This is a genomic window from Mycobacterium sp. (assembly GCF_035623875.1).
Classification (GTDB): domain Bacteria; phylum Actinomycetota; class Actinomycetes; order Mycobacteriales; family Mycobacteriaceae; genus Mycobacterium.
In genome coordinates, this window is sequence record NZ_DASPSP010000196.1 from 1 (window position 1) to 24,431 (window position 24,431).

A 24,431-nucleotide genomic window follows, 5' to 3' on the forward strand; every position below is an offset into this window, starting at 1 on the left:
TTCCAGCTGAGCGATGACCAGCAGACGATCCGCGCTGCGGTCGCCGAACTTGCAGGCAAGTTCGACGACCACTACTGGATGACCAAGGACCAACAGCACGAGTTCCCGACCGAGTTTTACGAGGCGTTCGCCGAAGGCGGCTGGCTGGGCATCACCACGCCGGAGGAATACGGCGGCCATGGATTCGGCATCACCGAGGCATCCATTTTGCTCGAGGAGGTCGCGGCCAGCGGCGCCGGGATGAACGGCGCAAGCTCAATGCACCTGTCGATATTCGGCATGCACCCGGTGATCGTCCATGGGTCCGAGGAGCTCAAGTCCCGCACGCTGCCCCGCATCGTCACTGGTGATCTGCATGTGTGTTTCGGCGTCACCGAGCCGGGCGCCGGACTGGATACCACGAAGATCACCACGTTTGCGCGGCGCGAGGGCGATCACTATGTGGTCCGCGGGCGCAAGGTATGGATTTCCAAGGCGCTGGAATCGGAGAAGGTGCTGTTGCTGACTCGCACCACCAAGTTCGAAGACGCAAAGCGCAAAACCGACGGTATGACCTTGTTTTTAACTGACCTCGATCGCAGCAAGGTCGAGATTCGCCCGATCCCCAAGATGGGCCGAAACGCGGTGTCCTCCAACGAGTTATTCATCGACGACCTCGAGATTCCCGTGGAGGACCGCGTCGGCGAGGAGGGCCAGGGCTTCCGCTACATCCTCGACGGCCTGAACCCCGAACGCTGCCTGGTCGCGGCCGAGGCGCTGGGCATGGGGCGCGCCGCCCTGCGCGCGGCAGTGCGCTACGGCAACGAGCGCGAGGTGTTCGGCCGGCCGATCGGCATGAACCAAGGCTTGCAGTTTCCCCTGGCCGACTCGCTTGCCCGGCTGGACGCCGCCGAGCTGATGCTGCGCAAGGCGACCTGGCTCTACGACAACGGCAAACCCTGTGCGCGCGAAGCCAATACCGCCAAGTATCTGTGCGCCGACGCCGCGTTCGACGCGGCCGACCGCGCCCTGCAGACACACGGCGGTATGGGGTACTCGGAGGAGTACCACGTGGCCCGGTATTTCCGCGAGGCGCGCCTGACCCGCATCGCCCCGATCAGCCAGGAAATGGTGCTCAACTACCTGGGTGAGCACGTGCTGGGCCTGCCGAGGAGCTACTGATGACGCAGCAGCAACGTGACGTGTTCCGGCTCGACGGTCGCTCAGCGCTGGTAACCGGTGCCGGCAGCGGACTCGGCGAGGCAATCGCCCGTGCCTTCGCTGCCGCCGGTGCCGCCGTTCTGGTAACCGACATCGACAAGGACGCCGCAGTCGCCACGGCAGAATCGATCAGCGCCGCCGGCGGCACCGCGCAGCCGTTCGTGCTTGACGTGCGCGACTCAGCAGCAGCGAAGGAAGCCGCCGCAGCCGCAGCCGAACTCGGCGGCGGCACACTACACATCCTGGTGAACAACGCCGGTGCCATCGCGCCCGCGATGTTCGCCGACCTTTCCGAGGAGAAGTTCCGTCGTATCATCGACATCCATCTCATCGGCAGCTTCGTGTGCAGCCAGGCCGCATTGCATCACCTTCGGGCCGATGGCACCGGGCGCATCATCAACGTAACCTCGGCGGCCGGCCTCACCGGAACGATCGGCCAGGCCAACTACGGGGCCGCCAAGGCAGGCATCATCGGTTTGACGAAGTCGCTGGCCCGCGAGCTCGCGCGCCAATCCATTACCGTCAACGCCGTGGCGCCGCTGGCCGCGACGGCCATGACAGCAAACATCCGTAGCAACGAAAAGCTGGCGGCGAAAACTCTGGCTCGAATTCCCTTGGGGCGGTGGGCCTTCCCGGACGAGATAGCACCGACATTCGTCTTTCTGGCCTCTGACGCCGCGTCCTACATCACCGGCCAGGTGCTGCCGGTCGACGGCGGGACGGTAATCTGATGCGCCGCAACGTGACCGGGCCATTCGCCTCGACGGGCCGCGAGGTCTACATCGCCGAAGCGGTGCGCACCCCGGTAGGCAAATCACATCCGGAGCGGGGGTGGTACCGCGACATACACCCCAACGCGATGCTGGCCGCCTGTTACACCGAGCTGATCAGACGCACGGAGATCCAGCCCGCAGAGGTCGAAGATCTCGTAATCGGCTGCACCGCCCCGTTCGGCGAACAGTCGCGCAACATTGCTCGCAACGCCTGGCTGCAGGCGGGATATCCGCCGGAGGTACCCGCCACAACGCTCGACCGGCGTTGTGGTTCAGCGCAAACCGCGGTGGAAATGGCTGCCGCGCTGGTGGCTTCGGGCACGCACGACGTTGTCATCGCCGGCGGCGTGGAGCACATGGGCCATGTCCCCATCGACTCCCCCATCAAGGTCTCCGAACTGTACGGCGACCCCTGGCCGGCCGAGCTGCGCGACCGCTACGCCTTTGTCCACCAAGGTGAAAGCGCCGAGCTCATCGCCGACCGTTGGGAACTGGACCGTGAGGAGATGGATGCCTTCGCGGCGCGGTCGCACCAGAACGCCAGCAAGGCCATCGCCGACGGTCGGTTCGTCGGCGAGATGGTGCCGATGACACTCGACGGCCAAATCCGCCACGCCGACCAGTGCGTGCGTCCGGAGACCACGGTGGAAAGCCTGGCCAACCTCAAACCGGCGTTCCGCAAGGAGGGTGGGCGAATCACCGCCGGGTCGTCATCGCCAATCAGCGACGGCGCCGCCGCAGTTCTGCTGTGCTCCGGTGACGCGGTACACCGGCTGGGGTTGCGACCGCGTGCCCGCATCGTCGATCAAACCACCGTTGGTGTCGATCCGATCATCATGCTGACCGGACCGATTCCAGCCACCCGAAAGATATTGCAGCGCAACGACCTCAGCGTCGACGACATCGACCTTTTCGAGGTCAACGAGGCGTTCTCCTCGGTTGTGCTGGCCTGGCAACGCGAGTTGCGCCCCGACGTCGACCGGGTGAATGTCAACGGCGGCGCGATCGCGCTGGGTCACGCCGTTGGGGCGACCGGGGCCAGGCTCATCGCCACCCTGATTCCCGAACTCGAACGCCGCGATGCCGACCTCGGACTTGTCACCATGTGCTGTGGCGGCGGGCTCGGGACGGGAACGCTCATCCAGCGAGTGCCAGCGTGATCGATCTCAGCGAGTACTTGACGGCCGGCGCCGGAGTTTGGTGGGGCCAAGCCGCGGCGGAACCGCGTCCCCTGGTCAGCGCGCTGATGGAGCAGACGGACCGGATCGGCCCGTTAAGGGTCTTTACCGGACTGAGCTGGAATGATCAACTCGCTGTGAGCATGCCCGATGCTCTGTCGATGGTCTCCTACGGTGGGCTTGGCGAACTTGGCCAGCTCAGCAAATCAGGGCGGCTCGATGTAGTGCCCTGCCACTACTCAGCGCTGCCGCGAATGTTCGCCGAACACCGTCTGCCGTGTGATGTCGGCCTGGTCCAGGTAGCGCCGCCCGACGCGGACGGAATGTGCTCACTAGGCGTTGGTGTCGACTATGTCGCCGACGCCATTCCACACACGCCGGTGTTGATCGCGGAGATCAACGCCCAAATGCCAACCACCATGGGAACCGCACCGATACCGGTCGATCGGTTCACCGCCACTATCGCCACCGACCGAGCGCTGCCGGAAGACACGGTCCGGCCCCCCAGCGAGGCCGACCGTGCCATCGCCGCCCACATCGCTGAGCTCATCGACGACGGCGACACCATTCAACTCGGCGTCGGGTCACTGGGATCCGCGATAATCGATGCCCTGGCTTCGCATCAGGATCTGGGCGTCCACACCGGGATGATCACCGACGGCTTGCTTGGCTTGATCGACAACGGTGTGGTCACCGGCAAGCGTAAGGAGATCGACACCGGCCTGGCTGTCGTAGGCACTGCGCTGGGATCGGCTGACCTGTACAAGCGCGCCGGCGACCTGCCGGTGCGGTTCCTGCCCACCAGTTACACCCATGCCCCGCAAATTCTTTCGCAGCTGCATTCGCTGGTGTCGGTCAATTTTGCTGTCGAGGTCGATCTCACCGGCCAAGTCGGCGCCGAGGTCAGCCGCGGCGTCTATATCGGCGCGGTCGGTGGCCAGGTGGATTTCGCCAGGGCCGCCGCGTTGACCGGCAAGCGGTCCATCATCGCGTTGCGAGCGACTTCGCGCGGCGCTTCGACGATCAAGCCCGCGCTCGAAGGAGGGGTCGTCACCACCGGGCGTTCCGACGTCGACGCCGTCGTCACCGAGTACGGCGTCGCGCATCTGCGCGGATGCAGCCTCAGCGAGCGAGCCCGCAGATTAAGCGCAATCGCCGCCCCCGAGTTCCGACACCTGCTCAACGGCGAAAGGAGCACAGTATGAGCGGATTGCCTGCACATGTCGACATCCGCGAGGTGGGTCCTCGCGACGGCTTCCAGAACGAACCGGAAACCATAGCCACCAACGACAAGATCGATCTGATCAACCGGCTGGGTCGCACCGGCCTGCGCCGTATCGAAGTCGCCAGCTTCGTGCGACCGGACGTGATCCCGCAGCTGTCCGACGGCGTCGAGGTGCTGCGCGGCATCGACGTGCCCGACGACGTATCACTGATGGTGCTGGTCCCCAACAGCAAGGGACTCGACAACGCGCTGCAGGTGCGCGAGACATTCGCCGAGGTCGCGATTTTCGTCAGCGCATCAGAGACACACAACAAGAAGAACGTGAATCGAACCATCGCCGAATCGATGGCCGACAACGAAATCATTGCCAAGCGCATCGTCGCCGAGGATTTGCACTGCGCGGCCGTCATCGCCACCTCCTACGGGTGTCCGTTCGAGGGCAAGGTGCCGATGCAGCGAGTCCTCGACATCGCCGAGCAATTCGCGGCCGCCGGCGCCACCGAGGTCGGGTTCGGCGACACTACCGGAATGGCCAACCCCGCCTACGTCGGTGAATTCTTCGCTGCCGCAATCGAACGGCTGCCCGGTGTCGAGGTCACCGCACACTTTCACAACACCCGCGGCCAGGGACTGGCCAACGCGTACGCCGCGCTGCAGGCCGGGTGCACCAGCTTCGAGTCCAGTTTCGGCGAACTCGGCGGCTGCCCGGTGCCGGCCGGTTCCACCGGCAACATCGCCTCGGAGGATCTGATCAGCATGTTCGAGGAGATGGGTGTGTCCACCGGGGTATCGCTGCCAACCCTCATCGACGCGGCCCGCGCCGCGCAGAGTGTGCTCGGTCGCAAGCTGACCAGCCACTCCATCGTCGCCGGCCCAATCGACTGGGCGCCGAACCCGGACGCCCCGTCTTGCCGCTAGACCATCTCACCACTCACGTCAAAGGAGAACATATGAGCAAGCGAGTCGCATTCGTCACCGGCGGAGCCCAAGGCATCGGCCAAGGAATTTCAGAAGTTCTCGGCGCCAACGGGTTCCGGGTTGCGGTAGCCGACCTCAACCTGGAGGCTGCCGAGGCCACCGCGAAGCGGATTGCCGAGTCCGGCGGCGAGGCCATCGCAGTCCATGTCGACGTGACCGACACCGACTCGGTACGCGGTGCGGTCAAGACCGTGGCCGCAGAGCTCGGGGAGATCGAGGTCGTGGTCAACAACGCGGGCTGGGACGACTTCATGCCATTCCTGAAAACCTCAGAAGATTTCTGGGACAAGATCCTTGACATCAACTTCAAGGGCCAGTTGCGCGTCATGCACGCCGTCGTGCCCGGCATGGTGGAACGCGGATTCGGGCGGGTTATCAACATCGGTTCGGACGCCGGTCGCGTCGGGTCGTCACTCGAGGCGGTCTATTCCGGAGCCAAGGGTGGCATCATCGCGTTCACGAAGACGCTGGCACGCGAGGTTGCGACCAAAGGGGTGACGGTGAACACCGTTTGCCCCGGCCCGACCGACACCCCAGCTCTGCGCAAATTCGCCGACAGCTCCGGGCAGGAAGCCGACAAGGTAATCGGCGGAATGACCCGCTCAGTGCCGATGAAGCGGCTGGCGCAGCCGTCGGACATCGCCGCCGCGGTCGCCTTCTTCGCTTCCGACGCCGCCGAATACATCACCGGTCAGACGCTGTCGGTCAGCGGTGGCCTCACTATGGCATAGCGGTAACTCCGCTAAGCAGAAACCAAGGAGATACATCAATGGTGTTGTCCGAAAACGGTTCACCGGTGAGCCTGCGCGTCGCGGACTCGGTGCTCGAGATCTCGCTTAACCGGCCGCCGGCCAACGCGTTGGGCATGCCGATCATCGAGGGGCTGCGCATCGGGCTAGACGCCGCTGACGCACTGCCCGCGAAGGTCATTGTGGTGTCTTCGGCGCTCACGGGCTTCTTCGCTGCCGGTGCCGACATCAAGCACATGTCGTCGGTGGACGCGGCGTCGTTCGGCGAATATGGAGACGCCCTGCGCAGTGCCGTCGAGCGGTTGGCCGCGCACCCCGCGGTGTCGGTAGCCGCCGTCGACGGGCTCGCGCTGGGCGGCGGACTGGAGCTGGCCATGGCCTGCTCGTTGCGGGTAGCCGGATCTTCGGCGCGGCTTGGTCTGCCGGAGGTCAAGCTGGGCCTCATTCCGGGCGCCGGCGGCACCCAGCGGCTACCCCACCTGGTCGGCCGTGGACGAGCACTGGACATCATGCTCACCGGGCGAGAGGTGGACGCCGAGGAAGCGCTTCGCATCGGTCTCGTTGACCGGCTTGTCCCGGCGGGAACCGCTGCCGAGGCGGCGCGCGAACTGGCCGGCGAACTGTGCGCCGCCTCATCGCCTGCACAGCGCGCGGTCGTCCACACAGTGGCGGCGGCGTACGACCGACCGCTGGCCGAAGGTCTGCGCTATGAGGCTGAACAGGTCCAAGAGCTGTTCGAACGGGGCGAGGCAGCCGAGGGCATCCGGGCGTTCATCGACAAGCGCGCCCCCGAATTCGTCTGATCAGAAGGAACTTCCGATGATCGATCTCGAACAGCGTTATGAGACATTGCTTCTCGAGTCCCCCGCGGATGCTGTGCTCCAAGTGACGTTGAACCGGCCCGACCGGTTCAACGCGATGACAGTGACCATGTTCGACGAACTCGAATCGGTCGCGCGTGCAATCGCGGACGACCGTGACGTCCGCGTTGTGATCCTGACCGGTGCCGGCAAGGCGTTCTGCGCTGGCTACGACCTCGACGAAGCCGAGGAACTGGCGTCGTTGTCGGCCTTGGGCATGCTTGACCGCCAGGAGCTCGCGGCTCGCGCGCTCAGCGCCGTGCGGGCAATACCGGTACCGGTGATCGCCGCGGTGAATGGGCCCGCCGCCGGCGGTGGCATGTCGCTCACCCTGATGGCCGACATCCGGCTCGGGTCGCCTGCGGCGAAGTTCAATGCCGCGTTCGTCCGAATCGGGCTTTCGGCCGGTGATCTGGGGGCTTCATGGCTGCTCCCGCGGCTGATCGGTCCATCGGCGGCCGCGGAAATCGGGTTCACCGGCCGTATCGTCGAGGCGGAAGAAGCAGAACGGCTCGGCCTGCTCAACCGGATCACCGGTCCTGATGAGCTGCTCGAGCAAACGCTGGCCATGGCCACCCAGATCTGTGCCAACTCCCCCGGCGGCATCCGTATCTCCAAACGAGCACTGCAGGCCAACATGGAAGTCGCCTCCTTCGCCGCGGCGCTTGAACTGGAAAACCGGGGACAGGCACTCTTGACGCGCTGCGACGACATGACCGAGGCGTTGCAGGCCTTCAAAGCCAAGCGGCCGCCGAACTTCTCCGGGCGGTGAGCATGAGCACCGCCACATCGCAATGGAATCGAGTTTCGCGGCGCCCGCTGTCCGAAGTGCTCGACGAGCTCCGCACGGCACGCACCCTGACTTTCGATGAGCTTCGACCGGGCATCGTTGTCTTGTCGGTCAACCGGCCACACCGTGCGAACTCGCAGACCGTCGAAATGTTCGGCGAAATAGCCTGGGCCACGGCATTGTTGCGCAATGCCTCGCTACATGCATTGATCGTCACCGGGGCGGGTGGAAAGGCGTTCTGCACCGGCTTCGATCTGGACGAGGTGGACGTTCTCACCCGGATGTCGGTGTCCGAGTTCACCGATCTCGTTGAGACCGCCGCTGCCGGGTCCACCGGGTTGCGCGCTCTGCCGTACCCGGTGATCGCCGCGGTCAGCGGCCCAGCGGCCGGCGGTGGTTTGTCACTGGCGCTGGCAACCGACATCCGCGTCGCCGACCAGACCGCCAGTTTCAGTGCCGGATTCGTGCGGGTCGGGCTGTCCATCGGCGAGCTAGGCACGTCATGGAACCTGATCCGGCTGATCGGGCCGGGCCGGGCGGCGGAGCTGGCGTTCACCGGGCGTACGGTGCGGGCCGTTGAGGCCCACCGCATCGGGCTGGCCGACCGGCTCGCCGAGACGGGCAACGCGCTCGACGCAGCGATCGAGCTGGCCGAAGCCATCGCGGAGAACTCCGACGACAGCATGCGATCCACCAAGAATGCGCTGGTCCGCAATCTCGAAAACAACTCCTTTCGGTCCGCGCTGGAGATGGACACCCGCGGCCAGGCGCTAGCCCTGCAGGCGCCGGCCGCCCGCAGCGCACTGCTGGAGCTGCGGGAGCAGTCACGGTGACCGCATCGGAAGAGCTACGCGACGGGCTAGGCCCCGCTGATGACCTCCGGCACCGGCCAGTGGCCGGGGAGAGAACGCGCGACAGCCTGTTCTGGGAGTTGATCGTGCCCGAAGAAGAACTGGGCATGCAGGTCTATCTCTATCTGACCGGTAGCGGCAAAGCCGGCTACAACGTCTGCATCTGGGGCCAGGATGCGCGCCCTTTGGCGCTGCACCTCCACCAGGGGCGGATACCCGACCACGCCGATCTCGACGACTTCTCATTCGACGGGCTGACGCTCACGCAGCCTGAGTTACGCAAGTCCTGCGTGCTGACCTACCAACGCGACGACGTGCGAATCGATTTCGCGTTTACCGGGACTCACGATGCGTTCAGCTACCACTGCAATCCGGACGGGCTGCCCTCGTGGTTTGCGGTAAACCGGATCGAACAAACCGGACGGGTGCGTGGAGCACTCGAAGTCGCGGGACGGCGCATCGAGTTGGACCGAATGGGACATCGAGATCACTCGTGGGGGGTTCGCGACTGGGGCGTCCCGCAGCATTGGAAGTGGTTCGTCGCCTACACCGAATCGGGCCGCGCCCTCAACGGGTGGATTTGGATCGCCAAGGGAGAATGGGGTTTCGCCGGCTACGTCGTGCGGAACGGAGTGACCCACCCAGTCCGTCACATCGACCACCACGCCGACTACGACGAACAGATGCGCCAGCGTCGGCTGCGGGCGACTTTGACCGACATCACCGGTGCGCAAACCGAGCTCGAGCTTGACGTCTTCGGCGTAATCGAATTACCGACCCACGATAGGTTGCAGACGGTTATTCGCGAAGGCGCCTGCCGAGCCGTCATCGACGGTGAGCAAGGGGCGGGGCAATTTGAGACGCATTGGCAGGGAAGCTACCTGGACTATCTTTCGAAACAGGACATGTGATGTGGTCATGGTCTGAGGGCGAGCTTCAACGGTTGGGTCGCTTCCTGGCCGATCGCGGCCTGTGCGGCCCGACGGTCACCGCTCAGGCCATCGGCGACGGGCATTCGAACCTGACATTCCTAGTGTCGGATGGACATTCGCGGGTTGTGGTGCGCCGACCACCGCCTCCCCCGTTGCCTCCCGGCGCCCATGATGTGCTGCGCGAAGCGACGTTACTGACGGCGTTGTCTCAGACTCTCGTTCCGGCGCCAGCTGTGCTGGCAACCGCAGAGGCTGGTGAGCTACTGGACGTTCCGGTGTTCGTGATGGACTTCGTCGATGGCTCGGTGATCACCAACTCGACACCGGCGCCGGACGATGACACCCGACTGCGCAGGCGCATCGGCGAATCACTGGTTGACGCGCTTGCCGAGTTGCACAGCGTGGCTTGGCGTGAGGTCGGACTCGGCGATTTCGGCAAGCCCGAGGGGTTCAATGCCCGGCAATTGCGGCGAATGCGGTCGCTGATCGCTGTAGATGGCGCGGTGCCAGAGCCATTCGCCGAGCTGGACGGCTGGCTGCACGCGCACCTCCCGCCTGAATCGCGAATAGCCATTGTTCACAATGACTTCCGCATCGGCAACATGATCGTCAACATGAAGGTTGGCTCCATCGCCGCGATCCTTGACTGGGAACTCGCCACTATCGGGGACCCACTGGCCGACCTGGGGTACTTCCTCACGTCATACCCTGGTCCGGGTGAGCCGCTGGTTCCGACATCCGCGATGGGCACTGCCGTTCTAGAACCGGGCTATCCCGGACGCGCCGAGGTGCTCGACCGATACGTCGACCGCACCGGCGCTGATGTATCAAGAGTGAATTGGTATGCGGCGCTGGCGATGTACAAACTCGCCGCGCTCTACGAGTACAGCCGCAGGCGGTTCGAGAGTGGTGTCGGCGACCCCTACTACGCCGATCCTGGGTTGGTAAGTTCGTTCCTGGCTGCCGGCGAACGGCTAGCGGCCAACGACTCCGCGCTCACCTGATTTGGATAGCAACACATTCTGGAGGTCGTGTCCGTCAGTTCCGCTCGCGCGCTGTCACTCTCGGCGGAGGCGAAAATCCCTGATAGGGGGGACGCGACCAAGTGATTTATCGCATACCCTGGCCGCGTGCCACCGGTCGATCACGAATTGAACCTCACCATGCAAGCGATCCTGACGGACGCTAGCTGGGCGCTGACCGCCGTTCTCTTGGTGATCGGGATCTGGATGGGTGTGCGCGAGCGGACGCCGTTCTATGCACTCTTGGTGTTGGGGGCCTTGGTCGGCGCATTCGCCGAGCCACTCTACGACGTTGCAATGATGCTTTACTTCTACTCCACACCCGGCATGTGGACCCACTTCACTGCGTTCGACATCCCGCAACCGATCTGGACGCACAGCGGCTATGTCGTGCTGTACGCTGCCCCAGCGGTCTACATCACCCACCAGATCGCACGCGATAGGATGACCCATCGCACGCTGTTCGTCTGGGCAGGCATCACGCTGCTTGAATCAGCCGCGTTCGAGATCATCGGAATCAACGGCGGCCTCTACACGTACTGGGGGCCGCATGTGTTCCGGATCTTCCAGTACCCGCTGGTGATTGGTGTGCTAGAAGCCGCTCAGGTGATCTGCTTTGCGGTCGCGGCGTCGGTCTTGCGTGACCGCCACACCAGTCGGTGGCAGCTGCTGGGCCTCTTCGTGCTCTTCCCTTGTACATTTTTCATGGCCAACTTCGGCGCTGGCTCGCCCACGATCATCGCAGTGCACCTCAAACACACTTCGGTGCCCATCGTTACAGCGGCGACCGTGGTGAGCATCGGCTTTGCGGTGGTCCTCGTGCGGGCGGCTACGTCGTTCTTGCCGCAACAACCAGGCGTCGATCCCGTCCGCCGTCCGACCCCATCCGGCGTCGGCGCAGCCGAGCGGTGATGACGCGGTCGCTGGTTGCGCATGTCCAACTGAAGGAGCCCCCCAATGTCCGCATCCACCTCCACCAATATTCGCCACGCCTTCTTCATCCTTGCCGGCGTTGTGGCGCTGGTGTTGACTTGGCCGCATGCTTTTCAGTGGATGGCGGACGGTGGCAACATCCTCAACCCGGTCGCGTTCTTCGGCGATGCGATGGCTCCCGGTGGAACCGCCGCATTCCTGAGCATCGACATGGCTATCGCCTGGCTCGTATTCATGGTGTGGGTCGTATTCGACAGCAAGCGAATTGGGCTCGGGTACAAGTGGGGTTGGATCTTCGTGGCGTTGTCCTATATCGGTGTATCGATGGCATTCCCTGTGTACCTCGTTACTCGTGAGCGCTTTCTCGATAAGCATGCTCGCCCTGAAGAATTGACAACTCACGCGGCCTGACCGTAACTACACGGTTGGCGCCTCAGCCAGCACCGAGACGAGATCTCGAAGGTTTTCTGCCATCGCCGGGTCAGTGGAGCTGAACTCGTCTTCTGCCACGGTCTCCTTCGCGAGGTGCACCAACGTCGGCCCCTCGTCGATAAGCAAGCGACTCAAACCAAGCGCGGCACAGGTCCTCAGCGCCGGCGCCAAAAACCGCGAGGCCTCTTCGCTGTGTCCAGCAGACGCCAGGCAAAACGCCAACTGCAGCGAGGCCCGAAGGTGCGCCCGCGGGCGCTTCCGTTGATCAATGTGGTCACGGCGAGCTCGGGCACGGTTACAGGCATCGGTGAGTGCTGACGATCCTCGGTCAACGAGGAGCAACCTGATTTGCGAGTCCTCTCTGAATTCGGCTGTAACGTCACCGATTCCGTCGAGTGCTTGTGCACCTTGACTCCTGGCTCGCTGAACTAGCGACACATCGATGTCTTGGCTCGACTTCGCGGCTAATCGGACCTGCTCATACACCAGCGCGGCTTCGAGTCGCGGTAGTTGTAGTGCTTTCGCGATATCCAGGCCTTCTGCCAGCCGTAGGTCGGCGGCGGTCTTATCACCGCGGGCGTATTTCAGCCGCGCCCCGGTTCCGAACGCTGCAACCATGAAGTCGACGAGGCCACCCTCGGCACCGAGTTCGTATGCGTCATCCAGCAACGTCTCCGCTTTGTCGAGTCGGTCGCGCTCGTAGAGAAGCTCTCCCAACAAAGATCCGGCCAGCTTTGCAACATAGGTAGGGCGTTCGGACGGCAGCAGCGCGATTCGAATCGCATGCCGCAGGTGCGCTTCGGCGCCGGCGACGTCGAGCTGCTCATTCGCGGCAATCGCCGCGAAACAGTATCCGTAGCTGACGGTAAGCGCACCGGAGATCCGCTGATGGTATTGGTGTCCCCACCTCTGCCAGCGCAGCGCGTCATCAAAGTCGAAGACACCGATCGCACGATATGAAGCGACATCGGCTGCGCGGCAAAGAATCCAAGGGTGCAGTGTTTCTGCCCTCTCGACACAAGCCTGAACAACATGTGCAGCTGCGGGGGCGTCGACGCGGTCCTGGAAAGCGGCAATTACCTCGCGAATCAGGTCAATCTCAGTGCGCAGATCGGCAGCTTGGTCAGCGGGGAGCGAGTGAATGCCTAACTGGGCCAACCGGAGAGCGTCCTCTACGGCCGCCAGGCGGCGAAGTACGACGTTGGCCCATGCCAGGTCGACCTGTAACCTCGGGCGCGTATCGGCGTATTGGGCCGGTAACTTGGCGGCGAGCCCGATCAATGTATTCATCTGCGATTGTTCATTCAGACCCGGGGCTGCCTGCTCAACGGTATCGATCGCCTGCTGTGCGTCGCCGGCGAGGATCAGGTGATCGACCGCCTGACTGAGCATCTGATGTTCTGAAAACCATTGTGCGGCCCTGCGGTGTAGCTCTGGAATGCGATCTTGCGCCTCGCGCTCGAGGCGGTGCAGCAGGTAGTCGACGAACAGATGATGGTATTGGAACCACGATCCTTCGTCGTCCGTTCTCCGCAGAAAGAGGTCACGTTTTTCGACCTCTTCCAGGATGCTTTGGCTGCGCTGGTGATCGGTGAGCGCGGTCGCCAACCCGCTGCAAATCTGTTCGGTGATGCAGGTCGAAAGCAGGAAATCGAGGAGATCCGGCTCAAGGGTGTCCAGGACGTTGGATGCCAGGTACTCGCCGATTGCTTTGTGCCGCCCGGATAGGTTTTCGATGAGTGCGGTCGGGTCGGGGTGGTCGCGAAGCGATATGGACGCCAGTTGTAACGCGGCGGCCCATCCGTCAGTGGAGTCCTCAAGCTCGGCGACGTTGGCTGGGGTGAGCTCCAGGCCGCAATGATCGACCAGCAGCGCACGGGATTCGCTCGCATCGAATTTGAGAAGCGAAGAATCGATTTCCACCAGCTCCCCCTGAACCGCCATCGTCGCGAGCGGAAGCCCGGCGCGCGTACGGCTTGTGGCGATCAGATGCAGGTGATGGCAACCATTCTCGAGCAAATAGGCCAGAGCGTCCCGGCTCGCCGTGCTGTCCACGCGATGCCAGTCTTCCATCACAAGCGCGAGGGTTTGCTTCTCGGTATGTAGCCGATTGATCAGAGCATTAAGGACATAGCATTCTGTATTTTCTAGGCGCCCTTCGAACTCTTGCTGCAGCGTGTCGGCGAGGTCCGGCATGCTGCGCCGGATCGCCTCAATCAGATGTGCCAGGAACCAGACCGGGTTGTTGTCGTCGCTGTCGATAGCCAACCACGCGATTTTCACCCCTTGCCGAGTGAGTTCTTCGACCCATTGCGCAGCGAGGGTGCTTTTGCCGTAGCCGGCCGGCGCGTGGATCAAGACCAACTTCGACCTCGGCCCCGCACCGAGGCGGTCGAGAATTCGTTGCCTTGGCACTGTGGGCCGAGTGAATGTCGGTGGTCGAAATCGTGTCGGCGCGCTGGGCGGGTAGTGCGCTCGCCGCATCGAGCGTGACCGATCCGACCGTATTCCGATCGCGGCGGAGTATCCCCTTGATGCGAGAGTTCCTTTTTCGGAGGGAGATTCATCCGCCTCGTCGGGCGGCGTCGGTAGCTCCAACGGAACGTCGCCAATGTCGAATCCGACCTGCTGGGCTGCTGTACGCAAATCCTCGCCGAACGAGGCGGCAGAGCGAGGGCGGCCTGCGAGATCGATATTCAAACCGAGTTCGAGGGCTGAGCAAATGGGGTCTGCGATGCCTTTGGCGCGGAGGTCCGGGATGGGACCAGCCATCACACGCCGAACAAACGCAATGGGATGCTCGCCTGATCGAACCGTGAACGGCGGATCACCCTCTAGCGCGGCGAAGACCGTGGCCGCCAGGCTGTAAACGTCCGCCAGTACCGAAACCGCAGAGCCCTCAAAGAGCTCTGGCGCGATGTAGGCCAAGGATCCGACCACGCGCTGTGACGAGGTCTCCCGGCTGTTGGCGATCCGCGCGATACCGAAGTCGCAAAGTTGCGGCTCGCCGTAAGCAGTCAGCAGGACGTTGGAGGGCTTGACGTCGCGATGAAGTATGCCGGCCCGGTGAGCCGTCTCAAGGGCACCGGCTAGTCGCACACCTATCGCCAAGGCCTCGCGGACGTCGAGCGGTCCGTGGCCGCGGAGCCAGGCCCCGAGCGTGTCTCGACGGTGATACTGCATGACGATGTATGGACGTCCGGCAAAGGTGACGCCGCTGTGCAGTACGGGCACGATGTTCGGGTGGCCGGAGACTCGCCCCATTGCCCGCTGCTCGCGGTTGAAGTGTTCTAGGTCGACATCCTCCGGATCGGAACTGAGCACCTTCACCGCCACCACGCGGTCCAGTGAGGGTTCATTGCAGCGATACACAACGCCAAACCCACCGCGTCCCACTGGTTCGGCGTCCTGGTAGCCCTCTGCCTCCAGCTCCGCCACAATCCCCGAAGCAAGCCCGCGCTGAGTGTCGTCGGAATTGGCCACCGCTATTCGACTTGTATCCGGGCCGCATTGGCCAGGCGGATCCGATCCGACCTACCCCGCGGATGATCCGTCTGCTGCGGTGTAAACGTTCCCATGACAGATGCCTTCGTCGCAGCTGTTCACCTTACTACCACCGGCAGGGCGGGCATGGCCTTTATGTGGGCGGATTAGCATGCGGCCGATACACGTCTCGCGGCGCTTATTGCGGCGGGATACCCGGTGGTGGATACACGCCCCGCAGGATCCACGCCCACCAGTTGACGCCGTATTCGATTTCGTCGCTGGCGTCGTAGTCGGGACTGGGGCCGAGTGGGATGTTCTCCTGTTGCGGAGGCGGAGAGCCTACAGGCGTTGCTTCGACTTCCCGTGGTTTAGCACCCCCTGGCGGCTGTCCGTACACGGCTACCACGACCGTGCGGTCAGGGCTGTTTTCCGACCACACGCCGATTTGGGAATTGGCGCAGTTAGACATGACGGCCATGTAGGCGGGGTTGTAATACCACTGTTTCAGCAGCTCAACGCCGCTGATTGCCAACGCTGGGTTGATCGCTACCGTTTCCGCAACCTGGCCATGGAAACCGGCCGCGTTGGCACGATCTTGTGGAGTGGATCCGTCGGAGCCGATGTCACCGTCGAGGTTGCGGTTGTTCAGCACATCCCTGGTGTGCCACTGGGCGGCGAGTTGCAATTGTGGGTTGATCTTGACGTCGTTGGTGCAGCCTGCCTGATGCTGAATGGTGAAGACGTTGGAAACCACACTATCGTTGAGTCGTTTGTTGTTCGGTATGAGCGTGTTGTTATCGCCATCCGCGTATGCGGCGGGTGTAGCGAGCGCGGGGACAGCAGCCATGACGACCAAGCCAGCCAGGGTCACGGGCCGATACTGCATGTCGGTGTCCTTTCTTTTGTCAGCTGCCGGGCGGTGGCTGATAGTGAGCTGCCGAATTGCGCAGCTGCCAAATCTGCGCGGGGCACAACAGGTTAACCGCGTACGAGACAAGGTAATTGGCTGCGAACTCGTCATTGGGAACAATGTCATTCTTCACATCACCCATGACTTGGGCGTAGCTTTCGCCGCGGGTTACCTTGTCGCAGATCCCGTAGCCGTAATCGACGGCCTCCGCCGGATTGGAAAAGTTGTTGTAGTGCCGGCGCACCATAACGTCATACACATACTCCACCTCAGGTGCCGGAGCGGCGGACGCGCGTGGGACTAGTGCCAGCGGCACTGAGCCGACCACAACCGCGGCCGCTGCGGTCGCCACGGCGCATACGTACACCCAAATCCTCACCTTTTCACCGCATTTCGGTTTACACCGGATCGAACTGCGAAATCAGCCACCGGCCGCCAACCTTGTCGAGGGTGACCCGAACGCTGGATGCCGTGCTGGTCGGCGCATCCTGTTTGATGACGACGCTCTGGTTGACGAAAAGCAGTACGACGGCATGGTTTTCGGTCGCGCGCACCGACGCGGCGGCGGGGACAGTGGCGACCGCCGAGATCTGCTTCTGCTTTGCTCCGGGAATCACCACGTCACGCGTTAGCGACGTGTAGGAATCCAAGAACTGACCGGTCATCCGGCCTCGTGCGGCTTCAAGGTCTTTTTGCACTGTGTCGGGTTTATATGACAGCAGCGCGATCGTGCTGTCAGCAGCGGCTCGCACGGATTCCGCACGCGCCGCCGCAGCGTCTCGGACCGAGGCATCCTGCCATTTCAGATAACCCGCGGCAGACGCCAGCAGCAACGCCAGCCCGGGCAGCAGCGCGTAGGCGATCGCCCGCGACCAGCGGGTGTCACCGCTCGCGCCCGTCGGCTGCTCATCGCTGTCTGGCTCATCAACCTCCGTGGCAGCGTCGGTGCCCTCGGCGTTGTCTGCCACGGTCGCTGTCTGGACTGGTTCAGCGGGTATTTCTTCTTCTACCGAGTCGGTGTCACTCGGGCCGTCAGCGCGGCGCCACTTCGGCCACCTCATGGCACAAACCCAACGTTCGAAACTTTCAGCTGATCGTCGACCTTCTGCACGTCGATACGCATCCGCCATTCCCGCGGAGTTTCGCCGGGCTCATCGGCACTGGATGTCAGGACGGACACGGCCACCAGCGCCCGCGCTGAGTCGGCCGTCTCGGACTCCAACCCAGCCTCTTTGATCGTGCCCACTGTCTTGGCCTTGGCTTGCTTGACCATGTCGATGAACGGCTGTGACCGCTTCGCGAAGTCGTCGTAAAACTCGCCCGTGGCCACATCCAAAATGCGGTGCACATCAGCGTCGGCATGCTGCCAGTCGATCGTCGTCAAATTCAGCGCGCCCTGCCTGGCCACCTGCAGGAACTGACTTCGCTGAGCCTGCGCCTGGTGTGACTGGATGAGACGAAACCCCGACCATCCGACCAGCGCCGCCAACACGGCCACGACGGCCAAACCAACCAGGATCGCGAGCCGCGGAGCCGACATGGGCGATCGGGCGGGGGCAGGCGATTCAGTTGCGGCGTCCGCATCGGACTCGAAGGCACTGTCCTCGGTCATCTCGCCGACTTCGCCGTCTACCGGCGACTTGGTATCAGTTGCTACGGCCATGCCGTCGTTCCCTTCCTTTTGATTCTTCCCGCCCATGCGTCAACCGCCCGTTGGCGGCACCAGCATCGACTGCCATGTCTTGTCCTTTGGTCCGGTTCGGCCTAGGTCGGATTGGGTGTACTGCTTCCCGTCGGGCCCGGTATAGGTTCCGGTGGCCGGGTCGTATTCGGCGGCGGCCACCGGCGGCGGCGCCGTACCGAGTCCTGCTCCCAGTTGCGGGCCGGGAGTTGGGGCGCGCGGCGGGGATCCGGGCGGCAGTTGCGGGATGTCTTGGCCGCTGTAGGTGGCGTTGGGGTCGCCTTTCCAGTTCCAACCGTCGTTGAGCGGCACATACGGCTCGTCGCTTTCACACAGCTTCACGGTGGCCGCGCGCTTGCCGGGCCTGGTTTCGCACGGGATATTGCGCGCGCCACGCACGCCGATAATGGGCGAGTCCTGCGGGATCCTGCAGTACAACTCGCCGGCCGGGCGCTCTGGGGCATCCTCAATGGACGCATCCCGCTGCTGCTGGACGGGCAGGAACCCGGTGGTGCACGGCGGCGGCAGGTTCAGGTTGAGGTTGAAGCTGAGGTATTGACCCCTGTATTTCTGCTTGGTGTTCGCGTTCGCCACTAGGCCCGCCGATTCGACAGTGACGAGCTGGGGCACCAAGACGAGGATTTGTTCGATGTCACTTCGGTAGGTGAGGGCGACCTGGCTGACGCTGGCCAAATTGGCCAGCAAACTCGGCAGGGTGGGTTGTAACCGCTCGACCAGCGTGCGTGCCTCGCTGAGCGCCGGGCCGCCATTGTCTATAACACCGGCGACCGCATCGTCGTGGGTCTGCAGTTCACGGGTGACCGTGGCCAGGTGTGACGCCCAGGCTGCAATTGCACTCGACGACTCGGTCTGTGAATCAAGTACCGGATGCGCGTTGTCGATCAGGGAGACCAGCGGATCCAGATTTTGGCGGGCTTCGATCGACAGATCGGTGGTGCCTTTGACAAGCGCGGAAAGCTGCGGGCCGAGCCCGCCCACCGCGGTGTACGACTCGTCGATGACGGTCTTGAGGTTGTCGCGCGGTACCGCCCGCAGGCCGGCGTCGACGGCATCGAGTAAAGGATTGATGTCGGGCGCTACCGAGGTGTTTTTCAGCGGAATCACGTCACCGTTTCGCAGCGGCGGCGAGGTGCCATTTCGGGGCAGCAGCTCCACGTACTGCTCCCCAATCGCCGACTGGCTGTGCACCTCGGCTTTGAGATCCGACGGGATGTCGATCCCGGATTTCAGCGACAATTCGGCCGCCACGCCGGTGTCGGTCAGATGCACAGACTGCACCCGGCCCACTTCGGTGCCGCGATAGGTGACGTTGCTGGTGCCGTACAGCCCGCCTGCCCGCGGCAATTCCATCGTCACCATGTAGCGGCCCACGCCGAACAACCTGGCCGGCAATTTCATGAAGTGCGTGGATATGTAGGCAAGCGCAATCAGCGCGACCGTCGAGAAGATGGCCAGCTGGATCAGCGTCTGTCGGCTCAAATGCATGCTACGGCCCCTGGTCCTCAATGTACGGAACCGCAATGGGATTGGATTGGCCGAACCGGCCCGGGTTCAGACACGGGCTGGGGAATTGGCCGACCGTACGGCCCCACAGCAGCTCTAGTGCGGTGAGGTTGCATTCATATCTGGTGCCGGTGAATAGTGACTGGTCGATACGGCTGAGCGTGAGGTCGATGATCCCGGTCAGGTTGGCGTAGTCACCCCGTTGCCATTTTTCGATGGTTTCGTTCGGGAACGGATAGGTGCTGAGCTGGCTGAGCGCGCGAGTCATGGCGGGGCCGGCGTTGGCTAGCGACTCCAGCACCGGCCCGACGGCTTTCAGCTCCTTGACCAGGTTTTCTTTGCTCTGGTTGACCGTATCTGCGGTCAGGGCGCTGAACTTGCCGAGCTGGTCGGCCGCCTCGACAAGGTTCCCGCGCTCGCTGTTGAGCACCGCGAGCGCGTTCGGGATGGTCTTGAGCGCCCGGTCGAGGACGGGTTGCTGCTCGGCGAACTTCCCGACCAAGTGGTTGAGGCTGTCGCTGGCCGCGATGACGTCGCCGGACTGGTCGTTGAGGTTCGCAGTGAATTTGTCCAGCTGCCCAATCAGGCTTCGCAGGTCTTGCTCACGACCACGAAACGCCGTGCTCAGCGCCTCGACGATGTCCCCGGCTTGGCCCACTCCGCCGCCATTGAGTACCAGCGACAGCGCGGCCAGTGCCTGCTCGACAGTCGGATAGGCAGCCGCGTTGGACAACGGAATGAATGAGCCGTTGTGAAGCTTTCCCTGTGGTGGACTGTGTGCCGGTGGCGCCAGCTCGATATGCAGTGAACCGAATATCGTCGTCTGGCCGATCTTGACAGTGGCGTTGGCGGGTAGGTCGACGTCGCCGGCGATGCGCATGGTCAGCAACGCATGCCAGCCCTGAAGTTGGATTTTCGTCACGTGGCCGACCGTCACGTCGGCGACCCGCACACGCGAATTCTCTTGGATGTTCGTGACATCTGGCAGCTGCGCCTGGATCACGAACGAGCCGGGGCCATTACCCTCGGTGCCGGGCAGCGGCAGCGAATTCAGCCCCCGCCAGCCGCAGCCGGACATTCCGCCCACCACCACGATCATCACCAGACTCGCCACTGCGTGGCGCCACCAACTGACTCTCATGAGCCACCCCCGGGGGGCACCATCATGCCGGACAGGCCGGCGGCGGGATTGGTGGGCACCGGCGCTGTCGCTGGGGGCGGTGCTTCGGCGGGTAACGGCGACCCCGGGGGTGCAGCCGCGGGTGGCAACCCCGGGGGTGTGTTAGCCGGAGGGACGTAGTCGGGTCGCATCCAGTCCTCGCTGTAGGTGACCTCATTGGGCCTGGCCTGCGTTCCGACGAAAAAGTTCTCCCCCAGCATGGGGAAGTTGTACTGGCGGTTCTTCATAATCGGCGACAGGTACTGAACGCAGAGTTTGGCCGCTTGCTCGGCACCCAATCGGGAGGCGGCCTGCACCGCGCCACATAGGAACGAGACCGGGTTGGCGAAGTTGTTGATTGCGAGCGCACCGGTCAGCGCGCCGTTCGCCGGCTCGAAGATGTTGACGAAGTTCTGAGCCGGCGTCGGGAAGATGTGTAGGAGTTGTTTGATGTCGTCGAGGCTGCCGACGACCGCGTTGCTGATCGAGCCCAATTTGTCCGACGTGGTGCCGATTGCCTCACGGTTGTCGGCGACGAAGCTTTGGACGTCACCGACCACCGCGTTGAGGTTTTGGACCGCCTCACCGACCTTGTTCGGGTCATCGGCCAACACCGACGAGACCGCGGCCAAGTTACGGTTCAGCTGACTAAGCAGACCGCTGCTGTCGTGCAGTGCCGACACCAACGTCGACAGGTTTCTGACAGTGCCGAAGATGTCGTGGCTGTGGTCGCCGAGCACCGAAACCGCTTGCGATAGCTTGATAATGGTGTCACGTATGTCGGCGCCCTGCCCGCGCAAGTTGTCGGCGGCGGTGCTGATGAACGCACCCAGCGTGCTCACTCCACCCGGCTGGGTGGGTTTCAGCAATTCGGTCAGGCGCACAAGTTGGTCCCGCACCTCATCCCACTCGACCGGCACCGCCGTGCGGTCTTGAGGGATGACCGCGCCGTTTTGCATCGTGGGCCCGCCGCTGTAAGGCGGTGTCAGCTGGAGGGCCCGACCCGTTATCAGCTGCGGCGACAGGATCGCGGCCATGGCATCGGCGGGGACCTTGTACTTGCGGTCGAACCAGAACGTGATCTTGGACCGCAGCGGCTGCGGTTCAATTTTTTCGACCTTGCCCACCGGCACGCCCCGGATGCGCACCTCGTCACCGGAAAACAAACCGGTGCTGTTGTCGAAGTAACCGACCACCGTCGTTCGGGCGATGTGATCGCTGGCGCGCATGGCGGCGAACAGCCCGGCAGCGAGCACAACCGCCAAAGTGGTTGCCAAAACGCGGCGGGCGTGGCGTAAAGCAGCCGCCGGCACCGCGCGCACGCTTGATATCCAGCTTGTCACGGTTGACCTCCCGGTCGCGTCAGGGGATCGTCGACGTGAATCGGCGTCGGTGTTGGTGCGGGTATCGGGACAGCGGGCCCGCCGGGTGGCGGACCGCCCGGCGGCGGGGCCGGCGGCGGCTGGCGATAGGGGTAGCAGCCAGGACCGGGCAACGCCACGCCGGGCGGACCACACGGCCGGTCGGCCGGGTTGCCGGTGATCGCGTCCGGGATGCTCATACGCGGCGCGCCGCCCTGCCCGGTGCGGGGGTAAGGCATCGGCAATGGCGGGGTCCCGGGCTGCCCGGTTGGTGGGTCCGTCCGCTGCGACGGCAGCAACGTCGCCGGGTCCAGTCCCAGATCGGAGAATGCGGAATTGATGTACGGTTGTAGGAACTGACCCGGCAGCAGGTTCACCACGTACGCATTGAAGAACGGCCCCGAGTGCAGCGACTCACCAAGCGACATGGCATAGGTGTTGATCAGTGGGATGGCCTTCTGTATGCGTTCTTTGCGGTTGTCGAGGATCGCCAGCACCCCGTTGAGCTTGTCCAGCGCCGGGCGCAACTGCTGTCGGTTCTCGGCGATGAACCCCTGCAGTTGCCGCGACACCGCGGAGATATTGGTCGTGATCTGATCCAGGGCGGCGCTTTGCGCCCGCAGTTGCGCCAGCAGCGCGTTGGTGTCCTTCACCAAGCTGACCACCTGTTCGGTGCGCTTGGCCAGCACGCCCGTTGCTTTGGCCGCGTTGTCGAGCAGGCTACGGAGCTGGGCGTCGCGGTTGTCGAGTGTTTGCGCAAACCGCGCCACCCCCTGCACCGCGGACTTCAGGGCCGGCCGGGTGTTGGAAAAGGTTTGCGCCAGGGTGGACAGCGAGTCCGACAGCTGGTTGGTGTTCACCCCGCTGATGGCGGCGGTCAAGTCGCCCAGCGCGTCCGGCAGCTGGTAAGGAGACACCGTCCGGTCGATCGGGATCGCGCCGGCCAGCTGCCCGTTGCCGCTGGGCATGAGTTCGAGCATCTTGGTGCCCAAAAGGCCCTTGGTTTTGATCCCCGCCGCGGTCCGGTCGCCCAGGTGAATATTCTTGGGGACGGTGAACTTGACCAGCACGCCGGGTCCGTCGAGTGAAATGCTGGACACCTTTCCCACCGGATAGCCGGCAACCTCCACGCCGGCGCCGGTGTATAGCCCACCGGCGTCGGCGAAATAGGCGGAGACGTTTCTGCCCTGGTTGATGAAGGGCAGCTTCTGGTTCTCCAGCGCGGCCAGCACAATCAACGCGGTTCCCGCCAGACCGAGGACGCCGATGACCAGCGGGCTGCGTTCAGAGAACGACTTCATGTTCGCCACAGAATTTTTTACGCGCGAGAACCAGTTCATTTCGGCGTGCACCGTCCCGAAGGCTGACCTGCGATCTTGACGTACACCGGCTGGCCGCCCTTGCCGTTGAGCTTCAGCACGATGTCGCAAAAGTAGAAGCTGAAGAAATCGCCGTACATCGCCTGACGGTCCAGCGCGCGGTATTTGTCGGGCAGCGTGTTGATCAGGTTGTCGAGGTAGTCGTGATCGGCCACCGCGATCGCCGCGGCTCGGTCGGTCTCGTGAACCACCTTCTGAAAGGGCGCCCGGGCGTGGTTCAGCAGGTCGGCGACCGACCCGGTGGCGGCGTTGGTGTAGGCCACCGCGTTTGCGATGTCGGTTTTGCGGGCGGCCAGCCCGTGGACCAACTCCGACAAGGAGGTCACCGCTTTGTCGAGCTGATCGCTCTGGCCTCCCAGCGAGCCCAACACCACATTGAGGTTGTCGACGACCTGCCCGATCAGCAGATCGCGGTCGGCCAGCGTGTTGGTCACGGCCGCGGCCTGATCCAGAAACGACCCGATGGTGGCGCCCTGGCCCTGAAGCGCCGCGATCAACTGGCCGGTCAGCGCGTTGACCTGATCGGGTTTGAGCGTTCGAATCAGCGGCCGCAAGCCGCCGGTCACCGAATCCAGGTCCAGTGCGGGTTCGGTGCGGGCGAGCGGAATCGTCTGGCCGGGGTTGAGTATCTTGGCGCCTCCGGCCCCTTCTTCGAGCTCCAGAAAGCGGCCACCGATCAAGTCGTCATAGCGGATGTGCGCACGGGTACCTTCAGTCAGAACCACCGAAGGGTCGGCGGTGAACTCCACCCGCACCGTCGCGTCCGCGTTGACGGCCATGTCCTGGACCTTGCCGACCTCCACGCCGGCGACCCGGACCAGGTTGCCCTTCTTCAAACCGCTCACGTTGCTGAACTCGGCGTTATAGCTCTTGCCGCCGCCGACCCGAAACTGCGCGAAGATTGCCGCGGTCGCGACAAAGGCGAGCAGGCAGACCGTTAAAAAGAGGGCCAGGCGCCAGACGACGCCTCTCATACTTCCCTCCACGGCTGCTCCCCCTTTCGGTTAG

At 63.7% G+C, this 24,431-nt stretch carries 23 protein-coding genes; 13 read left to right on the top strand and 10 right to left on the bottom strand.

Annotated features, from left to right (window positions below):
* From VEI45_RS16695 to VEI45_RS16755, 13 genes are all read left to right on the top strand, one after another.
* The coding region (locus VEI45_RS16695) for an acyl-CoA dehydrogenase family protein (protein ID WP_324855152.1) at window positions 1-1,161 on the top strand (1,161 nt) is incomplete at its 5' end.
* Window positions 1,161-1,931: an SDR family NAD(P)-dependent oxidoreductase gene (locus VEI45_RS16700; RefSeq protein ID WP_324855154.1), complete on the top strand. Its 771-nt coding sequence runs from the start codon at window positions 1,161-1,163 to the stop codon at window positions 1,929-1,931. The genes VEI45_RS16695 and VEI45_RS16700, both read left to right, overlap by 1 nt.
* Window positions 1,931-3,133 carry a thiolase family protein gene (locus VEI45_RS16705; protein WP_324855156.1) on the top strand — a complete coding sequence of 401 codons (1,203 nt, stop codon included), beginning with the start codon at window positions 1,931-1,933 and terminating at the stop codon, window positions 3,131-3,133. Before VEI45_RS16700 ends, VEI45_RS16705 begins: the two co-directional genes overlap by 1 nt.
* A complete protein-coding gene (locus VEI45_RS16710) occupies window positions 3,130-4,356 on the top strand; it encodes an acetyl-CoA hydrolase/transferase family protein (RefSeq protein ID WP_324855159.1) in 1,227 nt (408 codons plus the stop codon). The genes VEI45_RS16705 and VEI45_RS16710 overlap by 4 nt, the downstream gene beginning before the upstream one ends.
* The gene (locus tag VEI45_RS16715) at window positions 4,353-5,294 is read left to right on the top strand and encodes a hydroxymethylglutaryl-CoA lyase (protein ID WP_324855161.1); all 942 of its coding nucleotides are present in this window, start codon (window positions 4,353-4,355) and stop codon (window positions 5,292-5,294) included. The genes VEI45_RS16710 and VEI45_RS16715 overlap by 4 nt, the downstream gene beginning before the upstream one ends.
* Before the next feature lie 32 nt (window positions 5,295-5,326).
* Complete coding sequence (locus tag VEI45_RS16720) at window positions 5,327-6,085, top strand: glucose 1-dehydrogenase (protein ID WP_324855163.1); 759 nt, start codon at window positions 5,327-5,329, stop codon at window positions 6,083-6,085.
* Window positions 6,086-6,129: 44 nt separating this feature from the next.
* Window positions 6,130-6,906: an enoyl-CoA hydratase/isomerase family protein gene (locus VEI45_RS16725; RefSeq protein WP_324855198.1), complete on the top strand. Its 777-nt coding sequence runs from the start codon at window positions 6,130-6,132 to the stop codon at window positions 6,904-6,906.
* Between the two features lie 16 nt (window positions 6,907-6,922).
* The gene (locus VEI45_RS16730) at window positions 6,923-7,735 is read left to right on the top strand and encodes an enoyl-CoA hydratase/isomerase family protein (RefSeq protein WP_324855165.1); all 813 of its coding nucleotides are present in this window, start codon (window positions 6,923-6,925) and stop codon (window positions 7,733-7,735) included.
* Between the two features lie 2 nt (window positions 7,736-7,737).
* Window positions 7,738-8,586, top strand: coding sequence for an enoyl-CoA hydratase/isomerase family protein (locus tag VEI45_RS16735; RefSeq protein WP_324855167.1), 849 nt, complete (start codon window positions 7,738-7,740; stop codon window positions 8,584-8,586).
* A complete protein-coding gene (locus VEI45_RS16740; protein ID WP_324855169.1) occupies window positions 8,583-9,515 on the top strand; it encodes a DUF7064 domain-containing protein in 933 nt (310 codons plus the stop codon). Before VEI45_RS16735 ends, VEI45_RS16740 begins: the two co-directional genes overlap by 4 nt.
* A complete protein-coding gene (locus tag VEI45_RS16745) occupies window positions 9,515-10,540 on the top strand; it encodes a phosphotransferase family protein (protein ID WP_324855171.1) in 1,026 nt (341 codons plus the stop codon). The genes VEI45_RS16740 and VEI45_RS16745 overlap by 1 nt, the downstream gene beginning before the upstream one ends.
* 126 nt (window positions 10,541-10,666) lie before the next feature.
* Window positions 10,667-11,470 carry a hypothetical protein gene (locus VEI45_RS16750; RefSeq protein WP_324855173.1) on the top strand — a complete coding sequence of 268 codons (804 nt, stop codon included), beginning with the start codon at window positions 10,667-10,669 and terminating at the stop codon, window positions 11,468-11,470.
* Between the two features lie 45 nt (window positions 11,471-11,515).
* Window positions 11,516-11,902: a DUF2834 domain-containing protein gene (locus VEI45_RS16755; RefSeq protein WP_324855175.1), complete on the top strand. Its 387-nt coding sequence runs from the start codon at window positions 11,516-11,518 to the stop codon at window positions 11,900-11,902.
* Window positions 11,903-11,908: 6 nt separating this feature from the next.
* Here VEI45_RS16755 and VEI45_RS16760 read toward each other — a convergent pair whose 3' ends face one another.
* The 10 genes from VEI45_RS16760 to VEI45_RS16805 form a co-directional block, all read right to left on the bottom strand.
* Window positions 11,909-15,406, bottom strand: a complete 3,498-nt coding sequence (locus VEI45_RS16760) for a protein kinase domain-containing protein (RefSeq protein ID WP_324855177.1) — start codon at window positions 15,404-15,406, stop codon at window positions 11,909-11,911.
* A 199-nt stretch (window positions 15,407-15,605) separates the two neighbouring features.
* On the bottom strand, window positions 15,606-16,295 hold the full coding sequence (locus VEI45_RS16765) for a CAP domain-containing protein (RefSeq protein ID WP_324855179.1): 690 nt from the start codon (window positions 16,293-16,295) through the stop codon (window positions 15,606-15,608).
* Between the two features lie 19 nt (window positions 16,296-16,314).
* Window positions 16,315-16,671: a DUF732 domain-containing protein gene (locus tag VEI45_RS16770; protein ID WP_324855181.1), complete on the bottom strand. Its 357-nt coding sequence runs from the start codon at window positions 16,669-16,671 to the stop codon at window positions 16,315-16,317.
* Window positions 16,672-16,717: 46 nt separating this feature from the next.
* Window positions 16,718-17,380, bottom strand: coding sequence for a hypothetical protein (locus VEI45_RS16775; protein ID WP_324855184.1), 663 nt, complete (start codon window positions 17,378-17,380; stop codon window positions 16,718-16,720).
* The gene (locus VEI45_RS16780) at window positions 17,377-17,982 is read right to left on the bottom strand and encodes a mammalian cell entry protein (protein ID WP_414687510.1); all 606 of its coding nucleotides are present in this window, start codon (window positions 17,980-17,982) and stop codon (window positions 17,377-17,379) included. Before VEI45_RS16780 ends, VEI45_RS16775 begins: the two co-directional genes overlap by 4 nt.
* A gap of 39 nt (window positions 17,983-18,021) precedes the next feature.
* Window positions 18,022-19,506, bottom strand: coding sequence for an MlaD family protein (locus VEI45_RS16785; protein WP_324855186.1), 1,485 nt, complete (start codon window positions 19,504-19,506; stop codon window positions 18,022-18,024).
* 1 nt (window position 19,507) lies between these two features.
* Window positions 19,508-20,665, bottom strand: coding sequence for a virulence factor Mce family protein (locus VEI45_RS16790; RefSeq protein WP_414687511.1), 1,158 nt, complete (start codon window positions 20,663-20,665; stop codon window positions 19,508-19,510).
* Complete coding sequence (locus tag VEI45_RS16795; protein WP_324855204.1) at window positions 20,662-21,996, bottom strand: virulence factor Mce family protein; 1,335 nt, start codon at window positions 21,994-21,996, stop codon at window positions 20,662-20,664. Before VEI45_RS16795 ends, VEI45_RS16790 begins: the two co-directional genes overlap by 4 nt.
* Before the next feature lie 26 nt (window positions 21,997-22,022).
* The gene (locus VEI45_RS16800; RefSeq protein ID WP_324855188.1) at window positions 22,023-23,345 is read right to left on the bottom strand and encodes an MCE family protein; all 1,323 of its coding nucleotides are present in this window, start codon (window positions 23,343-23,345) and stop codon (window positions 22,023-22,025) included.
* Window positions 23,346-23,380: 35 nt separating this feature from the next.
* Window positions 23,381-24,397: an MCE family protein gene (locus VEI45_RS16805; protein ID WP_414687512.1), complete on the bottom strand. Its 1,017-nt coding sequence runs from the start codon at window positions 24,395-24,397 to the stop codon at window positions 23,381-23,383.
* Window positions 24,398-24,431: the final 34 nt, after the last annotated feature.

Bases quoted from the DNA above. Each gene is read 5' to 3' on its own strand.
- VEI45_RS16700 (WP_324855154.1), top strand. From the start codon at position 1,161: ATGACGCAGCAGCAACGTGACGTGTTCCGGCTCGACGGTCGCTCAGCG.
- VEI45_RS16705 (WP_324855156.1), top strand. From the start codon at position 1,931: ATGCGCCGCAACGTGACCGGGCCATTCGCCTCGACGGGCCGCGAGGTC.
- VEI45_RS16715 (WP_324855161.1), top strand. From the start codon at position 4,353: ATGAGCGGATTGCCTGCACATGTCGACATCCGCGAGGTGGGTCCTCGC.
- VEI45_RS16720 (WP_324855163.1), top strand. From the start codon at position 5,327: ATGAGCAAGCGAGTCGCATTCGTCACCGGCGGAGCCCAAGGCATCGGC.
- VEI45_RS16730 (WP_324855165.1), top strand. From the start codon at position 6,923: ATGATCGATCTCGAACAGCGTTATGAGACATTGCTTCTCGAGTCCCCC.
- VEI45_RS16735 (WP_324855167.1), top strand. From the start codon at position 7,738: ATGAGCACCGCCACATCGCAATGGAATCGAGTTTCGCGGCGCCCGCTG.
- VEI45_RS16745 (WP_324855171.1), top strand. From the start codon at position 9,515: ATGTGGTCATGGTCTGAGGGCGAGCTTCAACGGTTGGGTCGCTTCCTG.
- VEI45_RS16755 (WP_324855175.1), top strand. From the start codon at position 11,516: ATGTCCGCATCCACCTCCACCAATATTCGCCACGCCTTCTTCATCCTT.
- VEI45_RS16765 (WP_324855179.1), bottom strand. From the start codon at position 16,295: ATGCAGTATCGGCCCGTGACCCTGGCTGGCTTGGTCGTCATGGCTGCT.
- VEI45_RS16775 (WP_324855184.1), bottom strand. From the start codon at position 17,380: ATGAGGTGGCCGAAGTGGCGCCGCGCTGACGGCCCGAGTGACACCGAC.
- VEI45_RS16780 (WP_414687510.1), bottom strand. From the start codon at position 17,982: ATGGCCGTAGCAACTGATACCAAGTCGCCGGTAGACGGCGAAGTCGGC.
- VEI45_RS16785 (WP_324855186.1), bottom strand. From the start codon at position 19,506: ATGCATTTGAGCCGACAGACGCTGATCCAGCTGGCCATCTTCTCGACG.
- VEI45_RS16790 (WP_414687511.1), bottom strand. From the start codon at position 20,665: ATGAGAGTCAGTTGGTGGCGCCACGCAGTGGCGAGTCTGGTGATGATC.
- VEI45_RS16800 (WP_324855188.1), bottom strand. From the start codon at position 23,345: ATGAAGTCGTTCTCTGAACGCAGCCCGCTGGTCATCGGCGTCCTCGGT.
- VEI45_RS16805 (WP_414687512.1), bottom strand. From the start codon at position 24,397: ATGAGAGGCGTCGTCTGGCGCCTGGCCCTCTTTTTAACGGTCTGCCTG.